This window comes from Candidatus Pelagadaptatus aseana (genome assembly GCF_040362265.1).
In the GTDB taxonomy this organism is placed as follows: domain Bacteria; phylum Pseudomonadota; class Gammaproteobacteria; order Pseudomonadales; family Cellvibrionaceae; genus Pelagadaptatus; species Pelagadaptatus aseana.
On the sequence record NZ_BAABNJ010000006.1, the window covers coordinates 163,584 to 188,982 of the forward strand.

A 25,399-nucleotide genomic window follows, 5' to 3' on the forward strand; every position below is an offset into this window, starting at 1 on the left:
TTATTGGCGGGACTGGTTCAATGGTTGTTGGCGTCACTGACAACCTTGTTGCGACCACCTTCCTTGGCCTTATAGAGCCATTTATCCGCGCGATTGATTTGGGATTCCAGAGTGTCATCGGGTTGTCGCGAAGATACCCCAAAGCTGGCGGTAAATTTGAATGTTTTGCCAGCTTCGGCTTTAAGGGTCATGGCGGCAATGCCCTCGCGCAGTCGCTCAGCCAGAGACGCGGCCCCGTGCAGATCGGCTGAAGGGCAGCAAATAACGAATTCTTCACCACCAAAGCGACTGATGATGTCGGAGGTGCGGCAGATTTCTTTGCAGGTTTTGGTCAGATCAATCAGTGCCTGATCGCCGGCAGCGTGACCATAGGTGTCATTGATGCTTTTGAAATGATCAATATCCAGCATGATGATGGACAGTGGTTGCTGGCTGCGCACTGTTTTGGAAAATTCGGCTTTGGCCAGATTAAAAAACTGGCGTCGATTGTAAGCTCCGGTGAGGGAATCGTAGGAAGCCAGCTTCTCGAGCAATTGATTGGCTTCCATCAACTTTTCCTGGCTGGCCTTGAGGCGCAGGGCTGAGCGCATTCGGGCGGCCAGTACCGGATAGATAAAGGGTTTGGCGACGTAGTCGTGGGCGCCAATGTCCAGAGCTTCGATGACGTCATCGTCCCCGTCTTTGGCTGAGACCATGATCACCGGAATCTCTTTCAGAGCGTCATCCTGCTTGAGGTGAGTCAGCGTTTCTTTGCCGTCCATGATGGGCATCATCATGTCCAGCAGGATCAGATCCGGTTTTTCGGTTTCCGCCAGAAGCAAACACTCTTTACCGTTGGTGGCGGTAATCACCTGATGATCATCATCTTCCAGATCGAAGCTCAGCAGTTTGATGTTGTCTTCTATGTCATCAACGACAAGGATTTTGCTCATTCATCCAATTCCGATATGTGATTACAGCAGTTTAGAACAAATCGATCTCACCGGGCTGAACATCTTCAAATTTAGCCTGGCCATCCCTGACCATGTCTTCAAAGAAGGTAATGCGATTTCGCCCGTTGCCCTTGCTGTGGTAAAGGGCCTGATCTGCGTAGTCCAGCAGGGTAATGTGAAAGGTTCTGGGTTTCATTTCGGTGGCGCCGATACTGATGGTGATCTTGCCGACACCGGGGAAATCCTTGTTGGCTACGGTGGTTCGCAGTCGCTCCAGCATCTGCTCACAGCTTTCTCTGTCAGGGGTTCTGACGATGGCCACAAATTCTTCGCCACCGAAACGGAAAACATAATCGTCGTCGCGGAAGCTTTCTTTTAACAGTTGGGCGATCAGGATCAGAACTTCGTCGCCGTAGAGGTGGCCAAAATTATCGTTGACGCGCTTGAAATGGTCGACATCGATCATAACCAGCCAGTGCAGGTTGCCGGTCTCACCGCGCTGATCTTGGGGGTAGCTGTTATCGCGATGAAAAACCATCTCGTGGATTTTGGAGATGTTCTCCTCAAAGGTTTTGCGATTGGCCAAGCCGGTCAACTCATCGGTTTGTGATTCCAGTAGAAGTTCACAGAAGTTCTTGTGGACCTGAACAAACCCTGAGACCAGATAGGCATCCAGTTTGGAGATCGCCTGTTCGGAGATGACAACCAGGTAGGTGCGACTGCGGTTGGTCTGTTGCAACAGGTAGATATTGATGTGGCCAAAATCCGATTGGGAGTTGTAGCTCTGGCTGTTACTGTTTTCCAGATTTTCTATGGCCTGAGACACTTCCTGCTGCAGCTGGATGTTGTTGTATCGGACTTCGCAGTGACCTGAAACAAAATCCGTTTGCATGATCGGGATGGAACGGCGATTAAGCTTGACCAGACTGAGTTTGGATGGGTACAGATGGCCGTGAATGGTTTTGAGGAGACTGAATTCCAGAAGTTCGACATCGCGCAGGGAGGTGAGGCCGACAATCTTGTCGAGAAGTCTCGGGGCATTTTGCATGGCAAGTGTGATTCGTTGAGCGGTTGTTTTGCTTGCGAGGAGAACTACACAAGACGCGTGTGGCGGCGTGGTTGGCGCGCTATTTAACGTAATTATGGGCGCATTTCTCAACTCAAGCAATATCCATGACAGTATTGCTTGGCGGGGTCAGTGAATTTTCAGTTTTTCGAGTATTTCAGGCAGTTCGCTGGGGAGTGATTCCATATCGGAGAGAGTGAGCTCCTCTATGTTGAATTTCAGCTTTCTCACCACCAGCCCCAGTACTTCCAGAGTCTGGTCCAGTTGGTCCAGTGACATAAGAATATCTTCGTGCGGGTTTTTGCTGGTGTGCTTCATGCTGGTGTCACCTTTTAATTGTGTGATTGAGCATTCCGTTAACGACGCCAATGGCGTGGGTAGGTCTGGCGAAGACCGGGTGTCTCGGTGTTATCCCAAGCTTTGCCGATCTTCGCCTGACACTCTCCCCCAAACCTGTTCAGCGCAGGGCTGATTAAGTTATATGGCCCCATGTTTCTTGGGCTCCGGCCATTTGTGCACAGGACGGATGTGGCCAGTTTGTGATGAACTGGCCTGTTTTATATTGTTTTTTACTATATGTTGAGTTGTTCCTGTGGGTGACCCACAAGATAAGGTGGTTTAAACAGTAGGGCAATATGATAACTGAGTTGTTTACCTGTGAGCAGCTTGTGGATAACTTTGAGAGTTAGCATCCACTGCAGGGCAAGTGCTTATTCTTTCAAGGAGTGGGAAGAAAAAGGTGTCATTTGGCTTGCTAGATTTATTGTTTCTATTAAATGACGCTTATATGACACCTTTTTATGACGCTCGGTAATGACTCTAATTGCCGCTAAAAACCGGTGTGCGCTTTTCTCTGGCCGCGGCCAGGCCTTCCTGCAGATCATTGGATTGATTGCAGTGATTGATCATCAGCGTGGCCGCCTCCTGATCCAATATGCCCGCTGCGGCCTGATCACACAGAGTCTTCATGGTTCTGACCGCTATGGGGCCCAGCCGGCAAATGCCTTCAGCCATGCTGCGGGCTTTTTCGTTGATTTCTTCCGGCTCCACCAGATGGGTCAGATAGCCCAATGCCAGCAAGCTTTCACCGTGGAATTCTTCGCTGGCAATCAACAGGCGTTTGGCGGTGTCCGGTCCGAGTTTATGGACGTATCGCTGAATGCCGTTGAGGGGGTAGCACAGACCGAAGCGCGAAGCCGGGACAAACAGGCGCATGCCTTTGATGCCGATACGGAAATCACAGCAGAGGCCAATTTCTGAGCCGCCACCATAGGCGCTGCCATTCATGGCGCAGATGGTTGGTATCTGTACCGCAGCCAGGCGATTGGTCAGTCGCTCAAAAATTTCACCGCTGAGGTTGCCGCTGCCCATCTCGGTCAGTGAGGCGCCGGCACAAAAGGTCTTGCCTTCTGACGAGGTGATGATCAGGGCACGAACTTCCGGGCTCTGTTCGACCTGATTGAGGTGGGCGATAAATTGCTCGATATCACTGCCCGCAAGGGAATTGTGCTTATCGGGGTTGTCGAGGCAGATGGTGGCTATGGGGCCATCTATATTCAAGAGAACGTTATTCATTGATTTTTCCAGCAGGGGTGAGGTGTTGGGCACAAGGCGCCTATTCTAAACGCATATGGCTTGATTGGTGGTCTGCAGGGGGTGAATTCCTTATTTATTGGCAATTTAGTGGAAGCAGGTCTCGCAGGGAGACACATTGGTGCTTTTCCGGAACACAGACGACAGGTCAGTTTACCCTCACAATTAGCCCATAGGTTCAGCAATAGAGCCAGAAAAAGACAAGCGGGGAGATGGTGAGCCATTAAAGGTCGCCAGAAATAACATTATGAACAGCGTAACAAATAACAGTCGTGGTTTTACTCTGATCGAGTTGATCTCAGTGATTGTCATTCTGGGCATCCTGGGTGCCACTGCCATTCCCTATTACACCGATTTATCCAGTGCGGCCCGGGTATCGGTGTTGAAGGCCGTGGAGGGTACCTTGATCACCGCGGCCAACCAGGCACGAATGGAAGCGATTCTGGTCGGTGTACATGAACAGGAAAGGAGCTCGACCAGCAATCCTCCCCACGTGATCATGGGCGGCAAAATCATGGAGCTGAAATACGGCTACCCAGAGGCCTATGCCGATTCAGGCAGTACCGGTGACATTATTGATCTGATACAAATCAGTGACGACCTTGAAGTGTGCTACAGCGATAACTGCACCAGCGGTAACAGTTCCCGGGTAAAAATCGGTTTTGACACCACCGAGGGCAGCGGCTGTTATGTGCGCTACAGTGAGCCGGGTGGTACCGGAGCGCCTTCAGATACCCTGTTTGGCGTGATTATTGTGGATGCAGGCTGCTAGGACGCCTCGATTATTCTGCGGCTCTGCATCGGTAAAGCCTGATAGAATAATCCCTTCATGATTGATCAACAGGTTTGACCTCTGTGCCGAAAAACAAATCCAGCGATTCCAGCCAAAAATCTGCGGCAAATAATGTGCTGCCCTTCAAGCGGCCCAGCGCGGCTCAGAAGCACAAGGGCAAGAGCCTCTGCCGCAGTGGATTTCACAAATGGAAAATCGTCCAGAAGAAGCAGTTTGATGTGAAGCAGGGCAGGTTGGTAACCATCTATAAATGTTCACGATGTGGTGAGCAGAAGGTTGAGCTTCATTGATGGCAGGTTTAGTCAATATATCGCATCAGCTGGGCTCGATGGTTTGTCGTGTGTTTTAACTTGAACTAGGCTAGGGAGTGATGGAAATGTAACTGTGGATTATTAACTATGGATTGTTATGCAGTTAGAGCTTGATGTAAGAACTTCTCTGTACCTTATTGCCTATGGGAACATTCTCTGTTCTTTGTTACTGCTGAGTTATTTCAGCGGCAACGCCGATAATTCTCGTGCTTTCAAATACTTTTTTTCAGGGCGTATTGTCCAATCTGTCGCCTGGATTCTGCTTTGTCTCAGGGGTTATATACCGGATGTTTACTCCTCTGATTTGGGTAATTGCCTGATATTTTGTGGCTTTGCGCTGGAGTCCATGGGGTTTATATCGATGGTTTCCAGGCACAGGGCATACCCTGTTATTTTGGTGGCATTGGTCGTAATAGGCAGTTTGACCTTTAGTTTTTATTCCCAAGAACCGCATATGAAAGTGGCTGTCGCGAGCCTGTTTTGTGCGCTGATATATTCAACGGTGGTCTGCAGTTTTCTGTTGTTTTCATCGCGAACCAATTTGCATCAGACGCTGGTGCTGATTTTTGGTTCTGTAGTTTTATTGCTGCTGGTTCGATGTTATGTCGCAGCCAATCCAGAAAATAATATGACGCTGTTTGATCGCGAAAACCTGATCACCTCATTGACCCTTCTGGGAATCTTTGGCTTTTTGTTTGCCGCCGGTTTTGGTCAGTTGTTACTCCTTAAGCAACATGATGATGATCGCCTGAAAGAGGCCGCTTCAAAAGACCCGCTGACCAATGTCTACAACCGCAGAGCGTTCTTTGAACACGTTGAGCATTTTGCCAATATGGCAATAAGGGATCGATCTTGCATTTCTTTTCTAATGATCGATCTGGATAATTTCAAAAGTATCAATGACAACTTTGGTCACGACCATGGCGATAAGGTTCTGATTGATTTCTCCGAGAAGGTATCCCAATTGATTCGCCGCGAAGACGTTTTTGGCCGATTCGGTGGAGAAGAATTTTGCGTAATGATGGCTTGCGGCAAGGACAAGGCTATGGAAGTCGCTGAAAGAATCCGATTGGCGATGACGTCACATTTGGTTGGTCGTCCGGAGAGTGATTATTGTACGGTCAGTATCGGGGTGTGTAGTGATGTGCCTGAAAGCAGTGGTTGTGCTGATCGGATGATCGTTGTGGCGGATGGTTGTTTGTATAAGGCCAAGCAGGAAGGTCGCAACAGGGTGTTGTGCGCCTAGATCATAATAGGGCAATGGCTTGGTTGACCATTGCCCGGCAATCAAATGGGCTGCCGGTGCAGCCCGGAATAAGATCAGTGATCGTGACCGCAACCGCCCGGGGCGTGAACATGGCCATGGCTCAGTTCTTCTTCGGTAGCATCGCGAATATCGATGATTTCCACATCAAAGTGTAAGCGCTCGCCGGCCAGAACGTGGTTGCCATCGATGGTTACTGCGTCTTCTTCAACGTCGATGACTTCAACAACCTGCATGCCATTCTGGGTTTCTGCGTGAAACGCCATGCCCACTTCGATGGTGTCGACACCGCCGAACATATTGCGTGGTAACTCCTGAATCAGCTCTGGGTCTTTTTCGCCGTAGCCTTCTTCCGGCTCAACCACGCAGCTGATCTTGTCGCCGGCACTTTTACCTTCCAGCTCTTTTTCCAGCCCGGGTACCAGGTTCATGGCGCCATGGAGGTAGGCCAGAGGTTCCTGCCCTTCAGACGAGTCGAGAACTTCGCCGGCGTCATTTTTCAGGGTGTAGTGAATGTTGGCCACTTTTTTGGCAGTGATTGTACTCATGGTGTTTCCTTCAGGACGATGTTTGGCCGGTTACAGGCCGGTAACGGTTTGTTTATCGACGACGGCTTGGGCAATGTTGATTTCATAGGATTTGCCGTCTTTTTCCAGTTGCTGGATTTTTACGATCAGATAATCCCAGTCTTTGGCTAGCCAGATGTGGGTGGTGCGGTTCTTCTTTTTGCGAATCCGCTTGATTTCTACGGTATTCAGTTTCCCCATCGGGGTGTCGATGACGGATTCGCCGATCTTTTCGAATTCATAGGTTTTCAGGCGGCCGCCATCTGCTATCTGGTAAGGGCCCAGCGGTGAGCTGTTGATCAGGTCTTTTCTCAATTGCAGTTGGTAGCTGAGTTTATCCAGAGCAATTTCCGGCAGATCCATCTTCCATTTGGAATCCTGTACCTGATTGACAACGTTGCGCTGGTCCCAGTCAAAGGTCAGCAGGGCGTGTCGTTCCCGGCCAACCCCGGTGCGGTCGTAACGATATTTCTGCGGGATCAGGTAGCCGTGCTCTCCCCACTCGAACAGGCTTTCTTCCACGATGCTGGCCAGCCAGGAGTTGGCGGTGAAGTTGAGAGTCTGCTTTGGGCCATTGGCGGTCAATGAGCGGGTGGCTTTGATTTCAATGCCGTTGTAATTGGCTTTGTAGGTCGCGCTAAATGCCTTGGGCAGTTGATTGGCCTGCAGGGGCAGGCTGCAGAGAAGGGCGGATAGAAAGACCAGCAGGTATTTTGTCAGTAAGTTCATAATCTGTGGCGGGTTTGGACTTTACGCCAGCATAGCACGGTTACGACAAATAAATGTGGCAATTAATCGTATGCAAGTGCGCCGGAGCTCGGGCAGATTAGAGGTCTGCCCAGGCCATGCCGGCTTGCGGTAGCGGGGTGTTATCCAGCAGGGCCTGATTGCCATTCATGGTCAGGCGCCCGGCGGCAAACCACTCCACTGCTTTAGGGTAGATAAAGTGCTCCACTACGTGGACTTTGGTGGCCAGAGTAGCCGCGCTATCGGTTTGCTCGATATCGATGCTGGCGTGAATCACGTTGGGGCCGTCATCGAGTACCGGGGTGACAAAGTGTACCGTTGCGCCATGTTCGCCGTCACCGGCATCCAATGCCCGTTGATGGGTATTAAGACCCGGGTATTTGGGCAGTAGTGAGGGATGGATATTGAGCATCCGGCCGAGGTAATGCTCGGTAAAGCCCTCAGTTAGGATGCGCATAAACCCTGCCAGTACCACCAGATCCGGAGCAAAGCCGTCGATGGTGTTTTGCAGTTGGGTGTCAAAGGCCTCGCGAGACTCAAACTCTTTATGATTGATCAGCAGGGCCGGAATACCGGCATTTTCAGCGCGCTCCAGGCCATAGGCATTGGGCCGGTTACTGATTACGGCAGCAATTTCGGCATTGATCTGGCCGCTCTTGCAGGCGTCAATAATGGCCTGCAGATTGCTGCCACTACCGGAAATAAGTACAACGACTTTGGTCATTACAGGCCCTGAAGCTCAACTCGCTCTTCATCACCTTCGGTCAGGGCAATCTTACCCACTACAAAGGCCTCTTCGCCTTCGGCGTTCAGCAGAGCCACGGCTTGTTCGGCCTTGTCGGCCGGTACCGCGATGATCATGCCGACACCGCAGTTAAAGGTGCGGTACATTTCGTAAGGCTCAACATTGCCCTGCTCTTGCAGCCACTGGAACACCGGGGGAATTTCCCAGGCGTTGGTGTCAATCACGGCCTTGCAGTTATCTGGCAGGACGCGTGGAATGTTTTCCTGCAGGCCGCCACCGGTGATGTGAGACATGGCGTTAACGCCCACTTCACGGATCAGCTTCAGCAGGGGTTTTACGTAGATGCGAGTCGGCTCCAGCAGGGCTTCACCCAGAGGTTTGTCGCCCACTTGCTGGGTCAGGTCGGCGTTGCTGACCTCGATGATTTTGCGAATCAGGGAGTAGCCATTGGAGTGGGGGCCGCTGGAAGCCATGCCGATCAGGACATCACCTTCGGCAACTTTGCTGCCGTCAATCAGTTCGGACTTTTCGGCAATGCCGACACAGAAGCCGGCCAGATCGTAGTCGTCGCCCTCGTACATACCCGGCATTTCGGCGGTTTCACCGCCCACCAGCGCACAACCAGACTGTTCGCAGCCATCACCAATGCCGGCTACTACGTCTGCGGCGACATCCACATTGAGCTTGCCGGTGGCGTAGTAATCGAGGAAAAACAACGGCTCGGCACCGGCAACCACCAGATCGTTGACGCACATGGCGACCAGATCTACGCCAATGGTGTTGTGGCGGTTAATGTCCATGGCCAGACGCAGCTTGGTGCCGACGCCGTCGGTGCCAGATACCAATACCGGCTCTTTATAGCCTGTGGGCAATTCAAACAGGGCGCCAAAGCCTCCCAAGCCGGCCATAACACCGGGGCGGCGGGTGCGTTGGGCAACGCTCTTGATGCGGTCAACCAGGGCATTACCTGCGTCGATATCTACACCAGCGTCTTTGTAGCTTAAGGAGGGTTTGTTGTCGCTCATAATCTGCTCTATATGCCTGCTGCCAGAGAAAGGCGCGTATTCTATCAGCATATTGGCAGAAACATAATTTATGTTTTTGCTCTCAGGTAACTTTTTGCTGCAAGCCGGTGCCGAGTTCCCGCATAATAAGCGCCTTTGATTTTTCAGGTGTTTGGGGGCTGGTTTGTTATCGTCATTGCCAAAACGTGTTGCCGCATGTGTTCTGGCCGGTTTGCTGCTGGTTAGCGCCAGTGCCAGTGCCGAGTTGGTGCGGGATCTTTATACCCAGTCGGTATTGGTGGCCAACCAGTCTGAAGAGACCCGGCGTGAGGCTGCGCAGGAGGCTTTAAAGAAGGTTCTGCAGCGGGTATCGGGTACGCCGGATGTGTTGCACAGCCCGGAATTGATGGGGCTGATTACCAGAGCCGAATCCTATCTTGAGTCGTTTCACTATGAGTCATCTGACGAGCTGATCGATTATCGGGGGCAGGAAGTCAAAGCCTCGAAGCTGGTGCTGCGATTTTCCGGTTCAACTCTGGAAACCTTTTTACGGCAGGTGCGTTTGCCCGTGTGGCCTGCCAATCGTCCTTCGATACTGGTTTGGCTGGTAACGGACAGCGCTGCAGGAAAGCAGATGGTATCGCCGGAAATGGCCGATCCGGTGGCCGAGCTCCTGCCGCAAGTGGCCCGTGATCTTGGTCTGCCCATTTCCCGCCCACTGTTTGATCTGCAGGATCAGATGGCCGCAAATGCTGCGGATTTCTGGCGCCTGGATCGTCGCGCCGTTCGAGCTGCAAGCCAGCGCTATCCGGTGGATGCGGTATTGATTGGTCGCTATAGCCAGACGTCTACCGGCTTGTGGTTGGCTACCTGGTCTTTGGAGCATAAAAACAATCAGAATATCTTTGACAGTCAGGCGATCGAACCCGAAGCTTTATTGACTGATGGTCTGCAGCAGGTGGCGGCCTATCTTGCAGGACTTTACGGTGTGGTTGCATCGGAAGTGCCGGGTAATGCGCTGGTGCTGGAGTTGTCTTCGGTGGCGACCTTTGCGGATTACATCGGTGCACTGGACTACCTCAATGGTTTGACCATTGTCAGCCATGTCGCTCCTCATTCCATTGCCGGCGACCGCATGCGCCTGCAATTGTTTGTTGAAGGCGGGCGCTCCGTGTTACTGGATACTCTTGAGCTGGACAGGCGTTTGGATCGCGTGGCGTCACCCATTGATGGTCTGGGTCAGGTGAGCGTTAATCCGCCCGGTTCTCTGGAAAACCCCTTGAAGTTCATCTGGCAGGGATCGCGCGCCAGATGATGGATTCCGGAAGTTACGATTCTGCCCCACGGCAGCTGGCGCTGGATGTGGGGCTGACGGACGATGCCACCTTTGACAATTATTATCTGCCGCTTAACGGTGGGGGTAACGCTCAGGTGGTGGAGCAGCTGAAGGTCCAACTGCAGCCTTTTGGTGAGCAGAGTATCTTCCTGTGGGGTGCACAGGGCGTCGGTGTGACGCATCTGTTACAGGCCGCCTGCCTGCACGCCTCGCAACGGGGCTTCAGTGCCATCTACTTGGCGCTGGATGAGCAGGGCCGGTTTCAGCCCGATGCGGTGGTAGATGGGTTGGAGCACAATCAATTGGTGTGCCTTGATAACGTTGATGCCGTGCTGGGGCAACCCCGCTGGGAGACGGCGTTGTTTCACCTGTTCAATCGTGTCCGTGACTTGGGTGGGCGGATGCTCTGGTCCGCCGCCTGCGGGCCTCATGAGCTGGCTGTAAGTCTACCGGATCTGGCGTCTCGGCTGAGCTGGGGGCTGGTGTTTCAGGTGCAGCCACTGTCCGACGATGACAAGATGGATGCGCTGGCCATGCGCGCCAGAAATCTTGGGCTGGAGTTGAGTCCCGAGGTGGCACAGTTTATCCAGCACCGCTGCAGCCGCAATCTGGGTGAACTCTACGATGTATTACGCCGTCTGGATCAGGCATCACTCAGTGAACAGCGCCGGTTGACGGTACCTTTTGTTAAGCAGGTCTTGGGGATCTAGTCCGGGCTGAAAAGTACTTGTTGATCAAGCGCATAAGGTAAATTGCTGCCACTGAGTCGGGCTTGCAGTGAGTAGTGGCAGTGAACTTGCGGTGAGTAGTGGCTGTGAAAGAGTTGCGGCAAAAACGAGTCGCTACAGACAGGCTTGTAGCAACTCGTTTCAAGCGATATGAGTAGAGTAATTACTCAGCCAGAGCCGCCAGTTTCTCTCTGATAACCGCTTTGGCGTCATTGGCGATGGTGGTTACGAGTTCTTCGCAGGTGGGGATGTCTTTAATCAGGCCGCCACACATGCCCCAGGTTACCATGCCGGCATTGACGTCACCGGTAGTCCAGGCTTTTTCCTGATTTTTGCCGCTTACATAAGAGTGAATGTCCGCGAACTCGCCGCCGGCGTTTTCAATTTCCTGTACCTTGACGGCAATGTCATTTTTAAACACGCGGGCGGTGTTCTTAAATTTACGGAACAGCAACGACGTATCGGTTTCCTTCATATTAACGATGGCTTGTTTGATGTTGTCGTGTACCGGAGCCTCTTGGGTTGCAAGGAAGCGGGTGCCCATATTGATGCCATCGGCACCCAGTGCCAAAGCGGCAGCCATGCCACGGCCATCGGCAATGCCGCCAGAGGCGAGAATGGGGATGCTCAACTGATCGGCGGCAGCCGGAATCAGTACCAACCCTGGAATGTCTTCTTCGCCCGGGTGACCGGCGCATTCGAATCCGTCAATACTGACGGCCGCTACACCAATTTTTTCGGCTTTAAGGGCGTGGCGAACCGCGACGCACTTGTGGATCACTTTAATGCCGTGGGCATTGAACTTCTCCATAAAGGGTTCCGGGCTGCGACCTGCTGTTTCAACGATTTTTACGCCGCTGGCACAGATGACATTGACGTAATCGTCGTAGTTAATCTCTGTCGCCACCACGCCGACTGTGAGGTTTACGGCGAAGGGCTTGTCGGTCAGAGACTGGCACTTCTCAATTTCTGCTTTTAACAGCTCGGGGGTGGGTTGAGTCAGTGCCGTCATGATGCCCAGACCGCCAGCATTGGATACGGCTGCGGCCAGTTCGGCGGTGCCAACACGCATCATGCCGCCACAAACGATGGGGTATTCGATGCCGAGTAGTTCTGTAATGCGAGTTTTCATGATGTCTCCTGGTGTTTTGGGTGGTCGCAAGTGTCTGTTGGTGAACAGGGCGCAGGCGGTCATATGGCCGTCAGGCGATGAGTTTGTGGAACCTATTATCTGCAAGGTCAATACTCAGATGAATGACTTGGAAAAACAGGTTGGTTGATACTTTATAACAGTGAAGACTGGTAGTATGGATGCTTGTTGGATCCAAAAAAGTGCTGTCAAAAACTGAAGTCTGAGTGATTTGGCGTAAAAAGCGTGAAAATATGCGGAAAACTGATAAAAAATCCCTGTCTTTCGGTGTTTCTTTTGTTAATGCGACCCTGTCCAGGGTGGCTGTGGATGAGCGGGTTGTTGATACCTTGCTGGCTGATTGCCGTATTCCCAAGGCTTTGTTACAGGTTCCCGGTGCCAGGGTAACCTTGGAGCAGCTGGCCAGATTCACCAGCTCGCTGATTCTGGCATCAGGCGATGAGATGTTGGGGTATGGCACAGAGCCATTACCGGTTGGCAGTCGCTCCATGTTGCTGCACTGGCTGATAACGGCGACCACCATGGAACAGGTACTTGAGCGCCTGGAAAACTTCTTTCATATCGTTAACAAGGGTTTCAGTTTTCACCGGGTCTTGGATGATGAGCAGATACACCTGATCATTGATCCGCCTTACGATGACGAGCCGTTTGTCAGTGATATGTTTTTCCTGACACACCGCATTATCAGTTGGTTGAGACGCGAGATTGTTCCGATCCGCCATCTGCGATTTAAGTGGTCAAAATCGATTATGGCTCAGGACTTTCGGGCGGTATTCTACGGTGCGGACATGTCCTTTGACTGTGATTGTGCCAGTGTGAGTTTTTCGCGATCGCTGTTGGCAAAACCCGTTCGCCAGGATCAGGCCAGTTTGGCTTTGTTGCTTGAGGATCTGTACTTCAATGTGTTTCAGCTTCACTTTGAGACTGACAGCTGGGCGGCGGAAGTAGAGCGCACCATCCGTGATCAGCTCGATGCCCTGCCGACCTTGCCTGAGCTGGCGGAGGCCATGAAGGTAAAGCCCTATACGCTCCAGCGCCGGCTGGCGGATGAGGGCACCAGTTATCTGACCATTAAAAACCACCTTAAGCGAGATTCAGCCATTGAGTTGCTGATCAATACCGACCTGACCATTGAGGAGATCAGTGCGAGGCTCGGGTTTTCTGAAACCAGCCCCTTTACGCGAACCTTCAAACAGTGGGTCGGGGTTCCCCCGAGTGCCTATCGCGACAGCCTGTAAATAACATTTATCCGTTCAGCTGTTATTAGCCGGTACGAGTTCTTTATTAAAGCGCTTGCCGTTTTCTATATAGTGCTCGGCACTGTGTTTCAGTGCCTGTTCGGCGTCTTCGCCGAGGCGGGTTTTGATCAGTGCCGGTGAGCCTACCACCAGACTGTTGTCGGGGATGTCGGTGTTTTCCAGCACCAGAGCATTGGCGCCAATGATGCAGTTTTTACCGATTTTGACCCCGTTAAGAACCACCGCATTGATGCCGATCAGGCTGTTGTCGCCAATCTCACAACCGTGCAGCATGGCTTTGTGGCCAACGGTCACTCCCTTGCCGATTTTCAGCGGGATGCCCGTATCGGTGTGCAGCACCGAACCATCCTGAATGTTGCTGCCTTCACCAATATGAATCAGATCGCAGTCACCCCGGATGACAACGTTAAACCAAATGCTGGCATCGTTTTCCACAATAACCGAGCCCACCAGGGTGGCATTGTCGGCAATAAAATGATTGTCACCGCGCAGTTCGACTTTGCGCTCGCCAAGGTTGTAAAGCATACGGGGTCCTTTTTCTGGGTATCTATGGCTCAGGGTGCGCTGCACTCCATGCACTGAGCGTAGACGGATCTGGGGTCGTGGGTCGGTTGTAGCAATTGCAATGGCTGGCTGATTTGCATCAGATGCCGGGACAGAGTGCTCCAGGTGGTGTTCAACTCCGGGAGCCAGCTTTGGTTTTGCGTGTTCATTTGCAGGTCGCGAGCCAGTTGTTCGGCGATCAGCTCGGCCGGGCTCATGGGCAGACGCACTTTCTCCACGGAGTAGTCTTGCAGTTCTGCCAGCTTGGCCGCTGCGGCAATGGCATCCTGGAGGCTGCCTAACTCATCAACCAGTCCCAGTTCCTTGGCACTGGTACCACTCCAGACGCGCCCCTGGGCAACCTCGTGAATTTGGTCCGTGCTGCGCTCCCGGGCTTCGGCCACCAGCGTCAGAAAGCGGTCGTAGATGTTGTCGACACTCTGTTGCATAACGGCTTTCAATTGCGGGCTTAAGGGGCGGTCGATGCGCATGGCGCCTGCCAGAGGGGTGGTGCCAACGCCGTCGGTGTTAATGCCGAGTTTTTGCAGGCTGTTTTCTACGGTTGGAAAGGCGCTGAAAACCCCGATGGAGCCGGTGATGGTGTTGGGGGTTGCCCAGACTTCATCTGCTGCCATGGCCATCCAGTAGCCGCCGGAGGCGGCAACGCTGCCCATGGAAACCACTACGGGGATACCCTTCTCTCGCAGCAGGGCCAGCTCCTGACGGATCACTTCAGAGGCAAAGGCACTGCCTCCGCCGCTGTCGATACGCACGACCAGTGCGCGGATGGCGGGATTGTCCTCTACTGAGCGAATCAGGTAGCTCAGGGTTTCGCTACCAATGGTGCCGGCGGGATGGTCGCCATCAAGAATGGTGCCCCGGGCTACCAGTACACCGACCTGATCGGGCAGGGCGCGATGTTCGCGATCGCTGTAATTCAGGTATTCGCCCATGCTCAGGGTGCGATAGCCGTCCTCCTCTTCGCCCAGCAGGTCTTGCAGCTCGGCCAGCTGCTGGTTGTGATTGCTGAGTTTATCGACCAGCCCCAATTGCAGTGCCAGCTTGGCCGGGTCTCCCTGATGTTGGGCCAGCAATGAGTCGATGTTGGTGATGTACTCATTGACACTGCCTTCTGCCAATTGCCGTTGCTGTTCAACATTGGTGGTGTAGCTTTGCCAAAGTTCATTCAGCCAGCGACTGTTGTTTTCCCGCGAGGCATCAGACATGGCGTCGGCAATAAAGGGCTCGATAGCGTCCTTGTAATCGCCGGTGCGAAATACGTGAAAATTCAGGGCGAGCTTTTCAAAGGCATCCTTGAAGTAATTGCGGTAACTGCCGTAGCCGGTCAGCAAAACCGCACCCATGGGGTTCATGGTGATGGTGTCGGCGTAGGCCGCCAGATAGTACTGCTCCTGGGTAAAGTGATCACCATTGGCGTAAATGGGTTTGCCAGTGGCTTTGAATTGCGCCAGAGCGCTACCAACTTCCTGCAGTTTGCTCAATCCGCCACCGCCCAGATCGTTAAGGTCCAGTACCAGAGCTGTGATGCGATCGTCTTTGGCCGCACGCTCAATGCTGGTGATGACATCGGTGAGCAGGGTTTCGGCCGGTTGCTCCTGCTGGCCATCGAGGAAGCGATTCAGTGGAGCCACGTAGGTGTACTGATCCACCAGAACACCGGATGGGGCTATGGTCAGCGCAATGTTTTCCGGCATCAAGGGTGGCTCTTTGGGGATCAGGGCTACGATTAAGGCCAGAATCAATACCAGAAATACCAGGTTCGCAAGGCTGTTGCGAATCAGGGTGATGGTGCGCCAGAGGAAGCGGAAAAACAGTTTGATGAGCCCCATGGTGATCTTCCTTGTTGTATAAATCTAAATTATACGAACCATAAATTGTATGGACCATAAGTTGTATGGACCCAGGTTCTATGAACCTAGGGTGTATGAACCCAGGTTATATGAACCCAAGTTGTCTTCAGCAAAATTGAATCTGGCAGGGTTGCATCTGATAGCGTGGACAGCGACCTGGCTTGGCAAAAGCCATCAGGCATCGTGCTGCCAGGCCTGCAACCAGCGACTGGTCATCATGGCGGAGATAAACAGAATTGTGCTGAGCGCAATCTGAATATAGTCGCCAAATTGGCCATTGGGTGCCATGGCGTTGTTCACGCCCACGGTAAAGTGCAGCAGTATGGCAAAACACAACCAGCTGTAGGTACGGTGGTTGTTGATGATCATGCCCGGTAGAAATATGGCAATGGAAGCGCAGGGTACCAGCCACAGTACTACTACAAATTCGTCTTCAATCAGGGCGGAATAGGTGTAGAGTGCCAGCAGCCCAAACAGGCAGGCATAGCTGATAAAACGACCTATCAGCAGATTTTGCGGCATAGGCTTGGCGGTGGCGGTATGTTTGTCGTTCACGGGTTCTTCCTGGGATTTATGGGTTGAGGTTCAGTCAGACAGTTTCAAAGCCAGTTCGGCAACACGCAGTCCCAGTGCCTGACACAGCTGTTTCTCTTCCCTGCTCAGCGACTGAGACTGGGATTCGCCGGCGACATGAGAGGCGCCATAGGGTGTGCCGCCCGTCGTTGTCTTCATCAATGCGTCTTCACTGTAGGGCAGGCCGGCCAGTACCATGCCGTGGTGCAGCAATGGCAGCATCATGGTCAACAGGGTGGATTCCTGACCGCCATGGAGGCTGGCGCTTGAGGTGAATGCCGCTGCAGGCTTATTGATCAGGCTGCCGTTAAGCCACAGGGCACTGGTGCTGTCGATAAAATATTTCAGGGGTGCGGCCATATTGCCAAAGCGGGTGGGGCTCCCGAGTATCAGGCCTGAGCAGTTCTGCAGGTCATCCATGGTGCAATAGAGTGCACCATCGTCGGGAATGTCCGCGGCTGTCTGTTCGGTTTCGGCCGAGACGGAAGGCACTGTGCGCAGTTTTGCTTCCATGCCGGTGGCCTGTTCAACACCACGGGCAATTTCCATCGCCATGGCCGCCGTTGCGCCATGACGTGAGTAATAGAGAATCAGTACGTAGGGAGACATCTGTGATGATCCCTCAATCGATCAATGCCAGAACATTTTCCGGTGGGCGCCCCAGCACAGCCTGATCGCCTTTGACCACAATCGGGCGCTCGATCAGTTTCGGGTGGGCCACCATGGCGTCAACCAGTTGCTGTTCGCTCAGGCCGGTATCCTTGAGATTGTTTTGCTTGTAGGCTTCTTCGCCTTTGCGCAGCAGTTCACGGGCGCCAATACCCAGTTTGCCGAGCAGAGTCTTGATGGTGTCTGCATCGGGGGTGGTCTCCAGATACAGTACAATCTCCGGCTCGATGTTGTTTTCTTCGAGCAGAGCAAGAGTCTGACGGGATTTTGAGCAGCGCGGGTTGTGGTATATGGTAAACATAATAATAAGAAGTGCCTTGGTGTTACTTTTGCTTAAAGCAGCTATTGTAAACACATTCATCGGGCTAAACCTATAATCATCGGGCTTAAACCAGCAAGTTAGAGAGCGTCTATGAGTTTTGAAACCGTCTGGCAGTTTTTCCCTTATCTGTGGCATCAGTTCCGTGAGCGCAGGCTGCAGGACAGGGCTGCGGCACTGACCTATATGACCCTGTTTGCCATAGTGCCGATGCTGACGGTGATCTATTCCATGTTTTCGCTGGTGCCTTCCTTTCAGGGGCTGGGTAATCAGCTTGAGGCCATGCTGTATCAGCACATGTTGCCCGACAGCGGCTTGGAAATTTCCAATTACCTGCAGACCTTTTCCAGTCAGGCAAGAAGCCTGACGTTGGCGGGGATTGGTTTGTTGGTGGTGACGGCCTATCTGATGTTGAAAAACATCGAGCGGGCTTTTAACGATATCTGGGGCATTAAGGAATCCCGCAAAGGCTTGTCCAATTTCCTGTTGTACTGGGCGGTGTTGAGTCTGGGGCCACTGTTGCTCGGTGTCGGACTGGCCATGAGCACCTACCTGTTGTCCCTCAAACTGTTTGTCGAGGGCGATGCCAGTATGGGGATTATTCCCCAGATTCTGAATTTTGCCCCCTGGTTACTGACGACCCTGGCGTTTACCCTGTTGTTTGCCGCCGTGCCCAATTGCAAGGTGCCCATGCGTCACGCGGTGGTCGGCGGTGTGCTGACCGCCGTCTGCTTTGAATTGCTGAAAGACCTGTTTGGCTGGATTGTCGCCAATTCCAGCTTTCAGGTGATCTATGGCGCCTTTGCCATGGTGCCGCTGTTTTTATTGTGGGTGAACATTCTGTGGATGATTGTGCTGACCGGTGCGGTTCTGGTGCGATCCTTGTCAGGTTATGGCTTGGTTAGCCGTGGCCGGGTGTATCCGGATCTGATTGCTTCCCTGTTGGTGCTCTGGACATTCGAGCAGGGACGCAAAACCGGGGTGGCAATCGACGATGATCAGGTGTTGAAGGTTGGGATTGAAACGGAGCAGTGGCAGCGACTGCGACGCGCGTTTAAATCCAACAAAATCATTGCCATTACCCAGTCGGGTGATTATGTCCTGAGTCGTGACCTCAATGAGTTGAGCCTGCGCCGTCTGGCGGATGTGGTGGGTATTGAATCCCACTTGCCGGGTGTCAGTGATTATCTGCAAACCTTCGACTGGCTCCCTGAGGTGGCTGCCAGATTGCTGTCCATCGATCAGCACACTGAGCTGGAATTTGATATTACCATTGCGGAGATATTTTCTTCCCATACCCAGCAAGAGCAGGGAACCAGTGATTTGGCTAAAATCGAGGGCTTTGAAACCACCGAGATGGAAGCTGTAACGGATGAAGGGGCCGGGCCTATTACCCAGTCACAGGATCACCCGACTGATCTGTCGCAACGTAACAGTCTGCATGGTTAAGCTCTGGTTGAGGATTTGCACAGTGCTGCTGGCGGTGTTACTCAGTGGTTGCACTGAACGCCATTTGTCTCTGCACCGCGAACCGGATATCACCTGGGAATCGTTACGCGGGCAGTGGCTGTTTATCAACTATTGGGCGGAGTGGTGTAAGCCCTGTATTGAAGAATTACCGGCATTGTCCGCTTTTGATCGACAGCAGGCCTCGGCAAGGGTTCTGGGGGTGAACTACGATGCTGTGCCGGCGGCGCAGCTGGATAAATTGAAGCAGCAATTCGCCATAGAATTTTCTCTGCTGCTGCACGACCCCGCTGCTGAGCTGGCTTACAACAGGCCCACGGTTTTACCGGCAACGGTGGTGTTTGACGTCGAAGGGCGCTACATTGATACTCTTTATGGCCCGCAAACAGGGAAGAGTTTGCAACAGGTAATGTTGGATTAGGTCTCGCAGGTATAATGATTTATGATACGCGGCCGACAACCCCGATACACTCTCTGAATTTTTGCAGCGCATGACTATTCCTCTCTTAATTTGTGACGACTCCAATATGGCCCGCAAACAGGTGGCCCGCTCTTTGCCCGATGGCTGGGATGTGGATATTACCTTTGCAACCAATGGTGTTGAGGGCGTAGAAGCGATTCGCGCTGGCAAGGGTGAAATGCTGTTTCTCGACCTCACCATGCCGGAAATGGATGGCTACGGTGTTCTCGAGACAATTAAAGCCGAAGGCCTGAAGAGTGTTGTCATTGTTATCTCTGGCGATATTCAGCCAGAGGCACGTGAGCGGGTATTGAAACTGGGCGCACTGGAATTTATCAAAAAGCCCATCAACAAAGAGAAGTTGACCAACGTTCTGCAAATGTTTGGTTTGCTGGACTAGGTTTTTAGCATTTTACTTCAATCACAATACCGGACAGCTTATGGCTTATCCATTGCCCTTCAGTGAAGATGTGCGCGATGCCACTCAGGAAATTTGCAACGTTGCCATGGGTGTGGCCGGTGAAGCGCTGGCTGAATTTTCCGGTGTGTTTGTTGAATTGCCGATTCCCAAAATCCGTTTTGTCGATCCGGCCGGCGTTGCCGATGCGCTGGTGGGGTTGCGCGATGGTGGAAAAATTTCCGGCGTGATTCGGGAAGTTACCCTGGGACAATCGTTTCACTATGCACTGGTGGCCATTACCGAAGAGGGACTGATGGATCTGGCGCAGCAGCGCGACTGTCCGATAGACAGTGCCGATCAGGCACAGACCCTGATTCAGGAGTTGGCCGAAGTGATTACCGGTCATTGCCTGCCCGCTCTGGCAGAGCAGTTGGAGCTGGATAATCTGGCGATGGCCCCTGTCGAATTGATTGACCACAATTGCCCGCTGGAGCAATTTGCCATCGCGCAAATTTCAGAACACAGCAAGCTGCTGGCGGTGGAAATCAACTACCACCTTGAAGGCCATCCCTTTAATTGCGATTTGGTACTGCTGCTGCCCGAAACTCATATCCCTCGATGGATCGAGCGGGTTGAAGCACTGCTTTAATCCCTCTTTTTGCGGTCCCTGCGAATTGTCCCGATAATCCAGAGAGGCTGGCTCACTTTATCATAGTGAGTATCTGGCGGCTTATGCCAGAATAATGCGCTGAATCTCCCAATCATTTTACCGGTGCGACTCAACTCATGATCCCTTTAAAATTTCTGGTTACAGCACTGTCGGTCACCATGATGGCCGGCTCCGCTGTGGCTGCTGCCAATCTTGATGAAATCATTGTGACCGGTCGTAAAGACGCACAGCCACTAAACCAGCTGATCGGTGAAGTGGGGCGCCTGTCGTCCGAGGAGCTGACCCGGATTGGCCACACTCACATACAGGAGGTGGCGGTTCGCATCCCCGGAGTCTGGCTGAGTCGGGGTGATGGTCAGGAGCTACTGGCTGCGGTGCGCTCGCCGGTTTACACCGGTCCCGGCAGCTGTGGTGAGCTGATGATCGCCGAGAATGGTATTCCGATTCGTCCTGCCGGTTTTTGTAATGTAAACCAGTTGTTTGAAACCAACTCCGAACAGGCCGGTGGTCTGGAGGTGTGGCGCGGTGCGGGTACGGTTTTTTATGGCTCCAGTGCCATGCACGGTGTGGTGAATGTCCTGGCTCCGGCCATTGATGAACAGGGCTACCTTGCACTGGAGGCGGGCTATCACGATTACAAACGGGTCAAGTTGGGCTGGCAGGGGCAGCAGGGGGATCATCAGTGGCAATGGCTAGCTAACGGCAGCAGCAGTGATTCTTTCAAGGATGATGCCGGGCTGGATCAGCAAAAAATGACCCTGCTCCACAACTACAGTGGTTCCAGATGGCAGGTTCAGAATTATCTGAATGCGACCAATCTCAATCAGGAAACAGCCGGCTACCTCGCTGGTTATGAGGCCTACGAAGATGGCCGCTGGAATGACAATGCCAACCCGGAAGCCTACCGTGATGCCCGTTCTCTGAGGGCATCCAGTCGCTGGCAGACCCTGCTGGGTTCCGGCGCTTCGCTGACTCTCACACCCTATGTGCGCTACAGCGATATGGATTTTATTCAGCACTATCTGCCTGGGCAGGCCATTGAAAAAAATGGCCACACCAGTGCCGGTTTCAGTGGCGTCTACAGCGGTGCATTGTCTGAGTCGGTTTCTCTCTGGCTGGGCGCTGATCTTGAGGTGGCGGATATCTGGGTTGAAGAATTTCAGGAAGCCGCGGATACCGGTTTTGGTGACGTACGCTATCAGGGATTGCACTACGATTTTGAAGTGTTAAGCCGGCAGTTGGCAGTATTTACCAATCTGGAATGGCGCTTGAATCAGGTCACCACTCTGGAAGCTGGTGTGCGCTGGGAATCGCTGCGCTACCAATACGACAATCGCATGCTGGCAGGCAGCAGTCGCGATGACGGTTCCGCCTGTGCGCCTGCGTGCCGTTATTTTCGACCGGATGATCGTACCGATGATTTCAATAATCTCAGTGGCCACCTTGGGGTTCATATTGACCTGAGCGATCGCTGGTCTTTCTACGGTCGATTGGCCAATGCCTATCGGGCTCCTCAGGTGAGTGAGCGATATCGCCTGCTCAATGGTCAGAGTGTGACGCAGTTTGAAGATAAATCCCTGCAAAGTTTCGAGCTGGGGCTTCGCTATCAATCCGGGATGTTGGCCGCCGATGTCAGTGGTTATGTCATGCGCAAGGACGATGTCATTCTCAAGGCATCCAATAATCAGACCGTCGGTGATGGTGAAACCGATCACGCCGGTTTGGAAGCAGCTGTTGCACTGACTTTGAATCCGCAGTGGCAGTTGTCGGCTGCCGCTGCCTGGGCTCGGCATCGTGTGGATCAGTCCAGCGAACTGAATGGTGAATCGGTTGCTGGCAACCGTATGGACACCGCACCCGAGTGGCTCGCCAGTGCCCAACTGCTGTACCGCTACAGCCCCGCAACATTACTGGAGCTGGAATGGGTCTATATGGATGACTATTTTCTCGATACCGAGAATACTGCCGAGTATGACGGCCATCAATTACTCAACTTGCGCGCAGAAAAGCGTTGGGCCAATCAGTGGTCAACCACTTTGCGTCTAAAAAACTTGCTGGATGAGAGGTACGCAGAACGCGCGGATTATGCCTTTGGCAGTTATCGCTATTTTGTGGGTGAGGGACGCGGGTTGTTTGTCGAGATCAGAAAATCGTTGTAATGATATCGGCTGGCAATGGTCGATAGTGATTATTGGGCAGGCTCAAGAAATTTCCTGATGGTGGTTTCCAGAGCCACTTCGTCAATGGGTTTGCTCAGATAGTCGTCCATGCCACACTGCTGAATCTGATCGTAGGTGTCTTTAATCACGTCGGCCGTCAAAGCCACGATCGGTGTCGGATGGCGTTGTTGCTGTTGTTCGTTGAGTCGAATTGCCCGGGTGGCTTCAATCCCATCCATGACTGGCATATGAATATCCATCAGGATCATATCGAACCGCTCTTGCTGAAATTTTTCCACCGCCTCCTGACCGTTATTGGCGCAGGCGACTTCAAGCCCCAGATCTTCAAGCAGGTCACAGGCAATGATCTGGTTGAACTCCACATCCTCTACCAGCAGCACCTTGCCATTCAGGGTGATCTGTTCCTGTTCTAATACCTCACTGTTTTGATCTTCACCCGACAATGTACGCAGGGCATCGGGTTGCTGTATTTGCTCGATAAGCTGTCGCAGCGTCTTATTGGGTGCGTACAAGGGGGCTCTAATGATAAGTGATTCAGTGCCGGGATCGATAAGGGTGGCGCGCGAACAGCTGCTGCTTAACAGTATGGTTGGCAGGTGGGTTTCGCTGTGGCAACGCGTTACCAGATCCTCTGAGGTGGTGATCACAACATCACCGTGTTTGCCAGAGTCTGCCAGCGTGGTGTCATCCTCGATAATGTCTATATTCGACAGTCCCCACAGTGGCAGTGATGTGTAATTTTTCTGTGGGTCCAGTAGCAGTATGTGGGACTTGTCATTCACTTCAGAGGGTGCACTGGTTTGAGAAATGGGCATGTCAATGCGGAAGATTGAGCCCTGACCGAATATGCTTTTTACCGAGATTTCACTGCCCATCAATTCGGCCAGTTTTTTACAAATGGACAAGCCCAGACCGCTGCCACCGAAACGCCGGGTAATATTGTTTTCCGCCTGGGTAAAGGCTTCAAACAAGTGTGGGATGGCTTCCTGCTTGATGCCGATACCGGTGTCGGAGATGGTGCACTGCAGACAACCGTCGCCGCTTTTGTCGATATCCAGTGTGACCTGGCCCTCATCGGTGAATTTAATGGCGTTGCTGAGCAGGTTCATAATAATCTGTTTGATGCGGGTCGGATCGCCTTGCCAGGTTCCCTCGCAGGAAGCATCAAAGCGGTAATGCAGGACGATTTGCTTTTCCTGTGCGCGCCCGGAAAAAATGGTCATTAAATCGGTGGTAATTTTTTCCAGATCAAATTCAACCTGCTCGAGTTGCATTTCACCGCTTTCGATTTTTGAAAAATCCAGTATGTCGTTGATGATGTCCATCAGGGTTTCCCCTGAGCGCTGGATCAATAGCAGGGCATCTTTTTGTTTGTCGTCCAGGCTGGTTTTTGTCAGCTGGTTGGCGCCGCCGAGCACCGCGTTCATGGGGGTGCGAATTTCATGGGACATGGCTGCCAGAAAAAGAGTTTTGGCCTGGTTGGCACGAGTCGCTACTTCGGCCAGTTCTCTGGATTTTTCACTTTGTTTGATCAGGTCCTGATTGAGTTGATCGGTAACACGCTTGGCGTCAAACAGTTCTTCTGTCCGTTGGAAAATACCTTCTTCCAGCATACGGTTCTGGTTCTGCAGGGCGCTTTGGCTTTGGCGTATGTTGGTGGTGATGTAATAAAACAGCAGGCAGGAAAGTATGATCAGCGAGGAGACCAGCGTCAGTACAAAAAATTGCATTTGTTTGAGGTTGGTCAGGTTTTTCTGCAGCGCCGCAACCAGACTGTCGGAAATCTTGTCAGCCTGCTGATCCAGCAGATGCAGGCTGGTGGCAGTCAGTTGATAAAGTTGTGTCAGATCTGAATCAGTGGTGTTTTGCTCCTGCAAACCAAAGAACAGGTTGCGGCGAACTTTCTCCGCTATTTTCAGGGCCAGGTTCATGGTCTGTTTGACAGCCTTGGCCAGTAGAACATTGCCTTCGGGGTCAATGATGGCGGTATCGAGTTCGGTTATCAGGCTTCGGTGTTCGTTAACCTGGCGTACGTGTTTTTTGACTTCGTTGTTGGCCAGAGTGATGTCGTCAATAATCGTCAGATGTTCTGTGTTAAGCAGAATGGACGTCAGTGCGTTGTGCAATCTGGGCAGGATACTGCCGATATGATCTACCTTCTGGTGGTTCTGATCTGACGATATCAACAGTAAACCGGAATCCAGAATACTCTGGTAATAAAGCTGTTGCAGTTGCCGGCTGTTGGACTGGAAATCCTGCTGCAGTTGAATCCAGGTCAATTCCTTTTGGGTGTGTCGTTGCTGTTCGATAAGGGCTTCAAAGTCCTGGTATTGTTGCTGCAGCTCAGGCAGGCCCAGATGTTGACTCGAGGCATCGTGTTTCGGATGTTCAATGGTGCTGTAGTGTTTCAGTCTGGGCAGATGCACATCGATAAAATGATCGTGAATATGGTGAAGCCTGTGCAGGGAGTCGATGCCGGTCAGTTGATTTTCAAGCTGCTGGCGCTTGTCATTGAGCTCTTCGAGGTACAGAAAAACCAGACCGACCAGAGGAATAATCAGCAGCAGGGCAATCAGCATCAGGCGTTGTCCGGTTTTCTGGCTCGATATCAGTTCGAGTTCTGGTTCAACAGATTTTTCCGTCATGATTTGTAGGGTTATTACTCGTTTACGCTCGGCTATGTTTGGCTCTGAAAGTATCGGCAATTCCCGCCTGTTAGTTTTTAGAGATTGCAGGCACCGCGGTTGTGCAGC

The 25,399-nt window shown here is 52.4% G+C and carries 26 protein-coding genes; 11 read left to right on the top strand and 15 right to left on the bottom strand.

Annotated elements, in window-relative coordinates; translation table 11 throughout:
* Positions 1 to 17: 17 nt before the first annotated feature.
* From ACPXV9_RS10925 to ACPXV9_RS10940, 4 genes are all read right to left on the bottom strand, one after another.
* Positions 18 to 932, bottom strand: a complete 915-nt coding sequence (locus tag ACPXV9_RS10925) for a diguanylate cyclase (RefSeq protein WP_423896858.1) — start codon at positions 930 to 932, stop codon at positions 18 to 20.
* A gap of 31 nt (positions 933 to 963) precedes the next feature.
* Positions 964 to 1,980: a GGDEF domain-containing protein gene (locus ACPXV9_RS10930; protein ID WP_423896860.1), complete on the bottom strand. Its 1,017-nt coding sequence runs from the start codon at positions 1,978 to 1,980 to the stop codon at positions 964 to 966.
* A gap of 147 nt (positions 1,981 to 2,127) precedes the next feature.
* Positions 2,128 to 2,316: a hypothetical protein gene (locus ACPXV9_RS10935; RefSeq protein ID WP_423896863.1), complete on the bottom strand. Its 189-nt coding sequence runs from the start codon at positions 2,314 to 2,316 to the stop codon at positions 2,128 to 2,130.
* A gap of 501 nt (positions 2,317 to 2,817) precedes the next feature.
* Entirely contained in the window at positions 2,818 to 3,573 is a 756-nt protein-coding gene (locus ACPXV9_RS10940; RefSeq protein WP_423896865.1) for an enoyl-CoA hydratase/isomerase family protein, read from the bottom strand.
* Positions 3,574 to 3,838: 265 nt separating this feature from the next.
* On the opposite strand from ACPXV9_RS10940, the gene ACPXV9_RS10945 reads away from it, so the two are divergent.
* From ACPXV9_RS10945 to ACPXV9_RS10955, 3 genes are all read left to right on the top strand, one after another.
* Positions 3,839 to 4,363, top strand: coding sequence for a pilus assembly FimT family protein (locus tag ACPXV9_RS10945; protein ID WP_423896868.1), 525 nt, complete (start codon positions 3,839 to 3,841; stop codon positions 4,361 to 4,363).
* Positions 4,364 to 4,446: 83 nt separating this feature from the next.
* Positions 4,447 to 4,674, top strand: coding sequence for a hypothetical protein (locus ACPXV9_RS10950; RefSeq protein WP_423896871.1), 228 nt, complete (start codon positions 4,447 to 4,449; stop codon positions 4,672 to 4,674).
* A 475-nt stretch (positions 4,675 to 5,149) separates the two neighbouring features.
* Complete coding sequence (locus tag ACPXV9_RS10955) at positions 5,150 to 5,941, top strand: GGDEF domain-containing protein (protein WP_423896874.1); 792 nt, start codon at positions 5,150 to 5,152, stop codon at positions 5,939 to 5,941.
* Positions 5,942 to 6,015: 74 nt separating this feature from the next.
* Here the strand turns inward: ACPXV9_RS10955 and ACPXV9_RS10960 are convergent, their stop codons facing one another.
* From ACPXV9_RS10960 to purM, 4 genes are all read right to left on the bottom strand, one after another.
* Positions 6,016 to 6,507: an FKBP-type peptidyl-prolyl cis-trans isomerase gene (locus ACPXV9_RS10960; protein WP_423896876.1), complete on the bottom strand. Its 492-nt coding sequence runs from the start codon at positions 6,505 to 6,507 to the stop codon at positions 6,016 to 6,018.
* A gap of 30 nt (positions 6,508 to 6,537) precedes the next feature.
* Positions 6,538 to 7,254, bottom strand: a complete 717-nt coding sequence (locus ACPXV9_RS10965; RefSeq protein WP_423896879.1) for a DUF3108 domain-containing protein — start codon at positions 7,252 to 7,254, stop codon at positions 6,538 to 6,540.
* Positions 7,255 to 7,351: 97 nt separating this feature from the next.
* The gene (purN, locus tag ACPXV9_RS10970) at positions 7,352 to 7,996 is read right to left on the bottom strand and encodes a phosphoribosylglycinamide formyltransferase (protein ID WP_423896882.1); all 645 of its coding nucleotides are present in this window, start codon (positions 7,994 to 7,996) and stop codon (positions 7,352 to 7,354) included.
* Positions 7,996 to 9,042, bottom strand: a complete 1,047-nt coding sequence (purM, locus tag ACPXV9_RS10975) for a phosphoribosylformylglycinamidine cyclo-ligase (protein ID WP_423896885.1) — start codon at positions 9,040 to 9,042, stop codon at positions 7,996 to 7,998. The genes purN and purM overlap by 1 nt, the downstream gene beginning before the upstream one ends.
* Before the next feature lie 163 nt (positions 9,043 to 9,205).
* Between purM and ACPXV9_RS10980 the strand changes: the two genes are divergently transcribed.
* Both ACPXV9_RS10980 and hda read left to right on the top strand, forming a co-directional pair.
* Complete coding sequence (locus ACPXV9_RS10980; RefSeq protein WP_423896888.1) at positions 9,206 to 10,336, top strand: DUF2066 domain-containing protein; 1,131 nt, start codon at positions 9,206 to 9,208, stop codon at positions 10,334 to 10,336.
* Positions 10,336 to 11,067, top strand: a complete 732-nt coding sequence (hda, locus tag ACPXV9_RS10985; RefSeq protein ID WP_423897109.1) for a DnaA regulatory inactivator Hda — start codon at positions 10,336 to 10,338, stop codon at positions 11,065 to 11,067. Before ACPXV9_RS10980 ends, hda begins: the two co-directional genes overlap by 1 nt.
* 181 nt (positions 11,068 to 11,248) lie before the next feature.
* Here hda and ACPXV9_RS10990 read toward each other — a convergent pair whose 3' ends face one another.
* Complete coding sequence (locus tag ACPXV9_RS10990) at positions 11,249 to 12,217, bottom strand: NAD(P)H-dependent flavin oxidoreductase (RefSeq protein WP_423896890.1); 969 nt, start codon at positions 12,215 to 12,217, stop codon at positions 11,249 to 11,251.
* Between the two features lie 251 nt (positions 12,218 to 12,468).
* On the opposite strand from ACPXV9_RS10990, the gene ACPXV9_RS10995 reads away from it, so the two are divergent.
* Complete coding sequence (locus ACPXV9_RS10995) at positions 12,469 to 13,473, top strand: AraC family transcriptional regulator ligand-binding domain-containing protein (RefSeq protein WP_423896893.1); 1,005 nt, start codon at positions 12,469 to 12,471, stop codon at positions 13,471 to 13,473.
* A gap of 15 nt (positions 13,474 to 13,488) precedes the next feature.
* Here ACPXV9_RS10995 and ACPXV9_RS11000 read toward each other — a convergent pair whose 3' ends face one another.
* The 5 genes from ACPXV9_RS11000 to arsC form a co-directional block, all read right to left on the bottom strand.
* Positions 13,489 to 14,019: a gamma carbonic anhydrase family protein gene (locus ACPXV9_RS11000; RefSeq protein WP_423896895.1), complete on the bottom strand. Its 531-nt coding sequence runs from the start codon at positions 14,017 to 14,019 to the stop codon at positions 13,489 to 13,491.
* 29 nt (positions 14,020 to 14,048) lie between these two features.
* The gene (gene sppA, locus ACPXV9_RS11005; protein WP_423896898.1) at positions 14,049 to 15,887 is read right to left on the bottom strand and encodes a signal peptide peptidase SppA; all 1,839 of its coding nucleotides are present in this window, start codon (positions 15,885 to 15,887) and stop codon (positions 14,049 to 14,051) included.
* A gap of 195 nt (positions 15,888 to 16,082) precedes the next feature.
* Positions 16,083 to 16,463 carry a DUF2069 domain-containing protein gene (locus ACPXV9_RS11010; RefSeq protein WP_423896901.1) on the bottom strand — a complete coding sequence of 127 codons (381 nt, stop codon included), beginning with the start codon at positions 16,461 to 16,463 and terminating at the stop codon, positions 16,083 to 16,085.
* A gap of 30 nt (positions 16,464 to 16,493) precedes the next feature.
* Complete coding sequence (gene wrbA, locus ACPXV9_RS11015) at positions 16,494 to 17,090, bottom strand: NAD(P)H:quinone oxidoreductase (protein WP_423896903.1); 597 nt, start codon at positions 17,088 to 17,090, stop codon at positions 16,494 to 16,496.
* A 13-nt stretch (positions 17,091 to 17,103) separates the two neighbouring features.
* Positions 17,104 to 17,451 carry an arsenate reductase (glutaredoxin) gene (gene arsC / locus ACPXV9_RS11020; RefSeq protein ID WP_423896906.1) on the bottom strand — a complete coding sequence of 116 codons (348 nt, stop codon included), beginning with the start codon at positions 17,449 to 17,451 and terminating at the stop codon, positions 17,104 to 17,106.
* Positions 17,452 to 17,562: 111 nt separating this feature from the next.
* Between arsC and ACPXV9_RS11025 the strand changes: the two genes are divergently transcribed.
* From ACPXV9_RS11025 to ACPXV9_RS11045, 5 genes are all read left to right on the top strand, one after another.
* Positions 17,563 to 18,918: a YihY family inner membrane protein gene (locus tag ACPXV9_RS11025; protein WP_423896908.1), complete on the top strand. Its 1,356-nt coding sequence runs from the start codon at positions 17,563 to 17,565 to the stop codon at positions 18,916 to 18,918.
* Complete coding sequence (locus ACPXV9_RS11030; RefSeq protein ID WP_423896911.1) at positions 18,911 to 19,357, top strand: TlpA family protein disulfide reductase; 447 nt, start codon at positions 18,911 to 18,913, stop codon at positions 19,355 to 19,357. Before ACPXV9_RS11025 ends, ACPXV9_RS11030 begins: the two co-directional genes overlap by 8 nt.
* 70 nt (positions 19,358 to 19,427) lie before the next feature.
* On the top strand, positions 19,428 to 19,796 hold the full coding sequence (locus tag ACPXV9_RS11035) for a response regulator (RefSeq protein WP_423896913.1): 369 nt from the start codon (positions 19,428 to 19,430) through the stop codon (positions 19,794 to 19,796).
* 40 nt (positions 19,797 to 19,836) lie between these two features.
* Positions 19,837 to 20,445, top strand: coding sequence for a hypothetical protein (locus ACPXV9_RS11040; RefSeq protein ID WP_423896916.1), 609 nt, complete (start codon positions 19,837 to 19,839; stop codon positions 20,443 to 20,445).
* A gap of 137 nt (positions 20,446 to 20,582) precedes the next feature.
* Positions 20,583 to 22,625, top strand: coding sequence for a TonB-dependent receptor (locus tag ACPXV9_RS11045; RefSeq protein ID WP_423896917.1), 2,043 nt, complete (start codon positions 20,583 to 20,585; stop codon positions 22,623 to 22,625).
* Positions 22,626 to 22,654: 29 nt separating this feature from the next.
* On the opposite strand, the gene ACPXV9_RS11050 is transcribed toward ACPXV9_RS11045, so the two are convergent.
* A complete protein-coding gene (locus ACPXV9_RS11050; protein WP_423896920.1) occupies positions 22,655 to 25,291 on the bottom strand; it encodes an ATP-binding protein in 2,637 nt (878 codons plus the stop codon).
* Positions 25,292 to 25,399: the final 108 nt, after the last annotated feature.

Coding starts and splice junctions, on each gene's coding strand:
- ACPXV9_RS10990 (WP_423896890.1), bottom strand. CDS start 12,217: ATGAAAACTCGCATTACAGAACTACTCGGCATCGAATACCCCATCGTT.
- ACPXV9_RS10925 (WP_423896858.1), bottom strand. CDS start 932: ATGAGCAAAATCCTTGTCGTTGATGACATAGAAGACAACATCAAACTG.
- ACPXV9_RS11000 (WP_423896895.1), bottom strand. CDS start 14,019: ATGCTTTACAACCTTGGCGAGCGCAAAGTCGAACTGCGCGGTGACAAT.
- ACPXV9_RS11030 (WP_423896911.1), top strand. CDS start 18,911: ATGGTTAAGCTCTGGTTGAGGATTTGCACAGTGCTGCTGGCGGTGTTA.
- ACPXV9_RS11025 (WP_423896908.1), top strand. CDS start 17,563: ATGAGTTTTGAAACCGTCTGGCAGTTTTTCCCTTATCTGTGGCATCAG.
- purN (WP_423896882.1), bottom strand. CDS start 7,996: ATGACCAAAGTCGTTGTACTTATTTCCGGTAGTGGCAGCAATCTGCAG.
- arsC (WP_423896906.1), bottom strand. CDS start 17,451: ATGTTTACCATATACCACAACCCGCGCTGCTCAAAATCCCGTCAGACT.
- sppA (WP_423896898.1), bottom strand. CDS start 15,887: ATGGGGCTCATCAAACTGTTTTTCCGCTTCCTCTGGCGCACCATCACC.
- ACPXV9_RS11035 (WP_423896913.1), top strand. CDS start 19,428: ATGACTATTCCTCTCTTAATTTGTGACGACTCCAATATGGCCCGCAAA.
- ACPXV9_RS10955 (WP_423896874.1), top strand. CDS start 5,150: ATGAAAGTGGCTGTCGCGAGCCTGTTTTGTGCGCTGATATATTCAACG.
- ACPXV9_RS10930 (WP_423896860.1), bottom strand. CDS start 1,980: ATGCAAAATGCCCCGAGACTTCTCGACAAGATTGTCGGCCTCACCTCC.
- ACPXV9_RS10945 (WP_423896868.1), top strand. CDS start 3,839: ATGAACAGCGTAACAAATAACAGTCGTGGTTTTACTCTGATCGAGTTG.
- ACPXV9_RS10960 (WP_423896876.1), bottom strand. CDS start 6,507: ATGAGTACAATCACTGCCAAAAAAGTGGCCAACATTCACTACACCCTG.
- purM (WP_423896885.1), bottom strand. CDS start 9,042: ATGAGCGACAACAAACCCTCCTTAAGCTACAAAGACGCTGGTGTAGAT.
- ACPXV9_RS10995 (WP_423896893.1), top strand. CDS start 12,469: ATGCGGAAAACTGATAAAAAATCCCTGTCTTTCGGTGTTTCTTTTGTT.
- wrbA (WP_423896903.1), bottom strand. CDS start 17,090: ATGTCTCCCTACGTACTGATTCTCTATTACTCACGTCATGGCGCAACG.
- ACPXV9_RS10940 (WP_423896865.1), bottom strand. CDS start 3,573: ATGAATAACGTTCTCTTGAATATAGATGGCCCCATAGCCACCATCTGC.
- ACPXV9_RS10935 (WP_423896863.1), bottom strand. CDS start 2,316: ATGAAGCACACCAGCAAAAACCCGCACGAAGATATTCTTATGTCACTG.
- ACPXV9_RS11040 (WP_423896916.1), top strand. CDS start 19,837: ATGGCTTATCCATTGCCCTTCAGTGAAGATGTGCGCGATGCCACTCAG.
- ACPXV9_RS10965 (WP_423896879.1), bottom strand. CDS start 7,254: ATGAACTTACTGACAAAATACCTGCTGGTCTTTCTATCCGCCCTTCTC.
- ACPXV9_RS11050 (WP_423896920.1), bottom strand. CDS start 25,291: ATGACGGAAAAATCTGTTGAACCAGAACTCGAACTGATATCGAGCCAG.
- hda (WP_423897109.1), top strand. CDS start 10,336: ATGGATTCCGGAAGTTACGATTCTGCCCCACGGCAGCTGGCGCTGGAT.
- ACPXV9_RS11045 (WP_423896917.1), top strand. CDS start 20,583: ATGATCCCTTTAAAATTTCTGGTTACAGCACTGTCGGTCACCATGATG.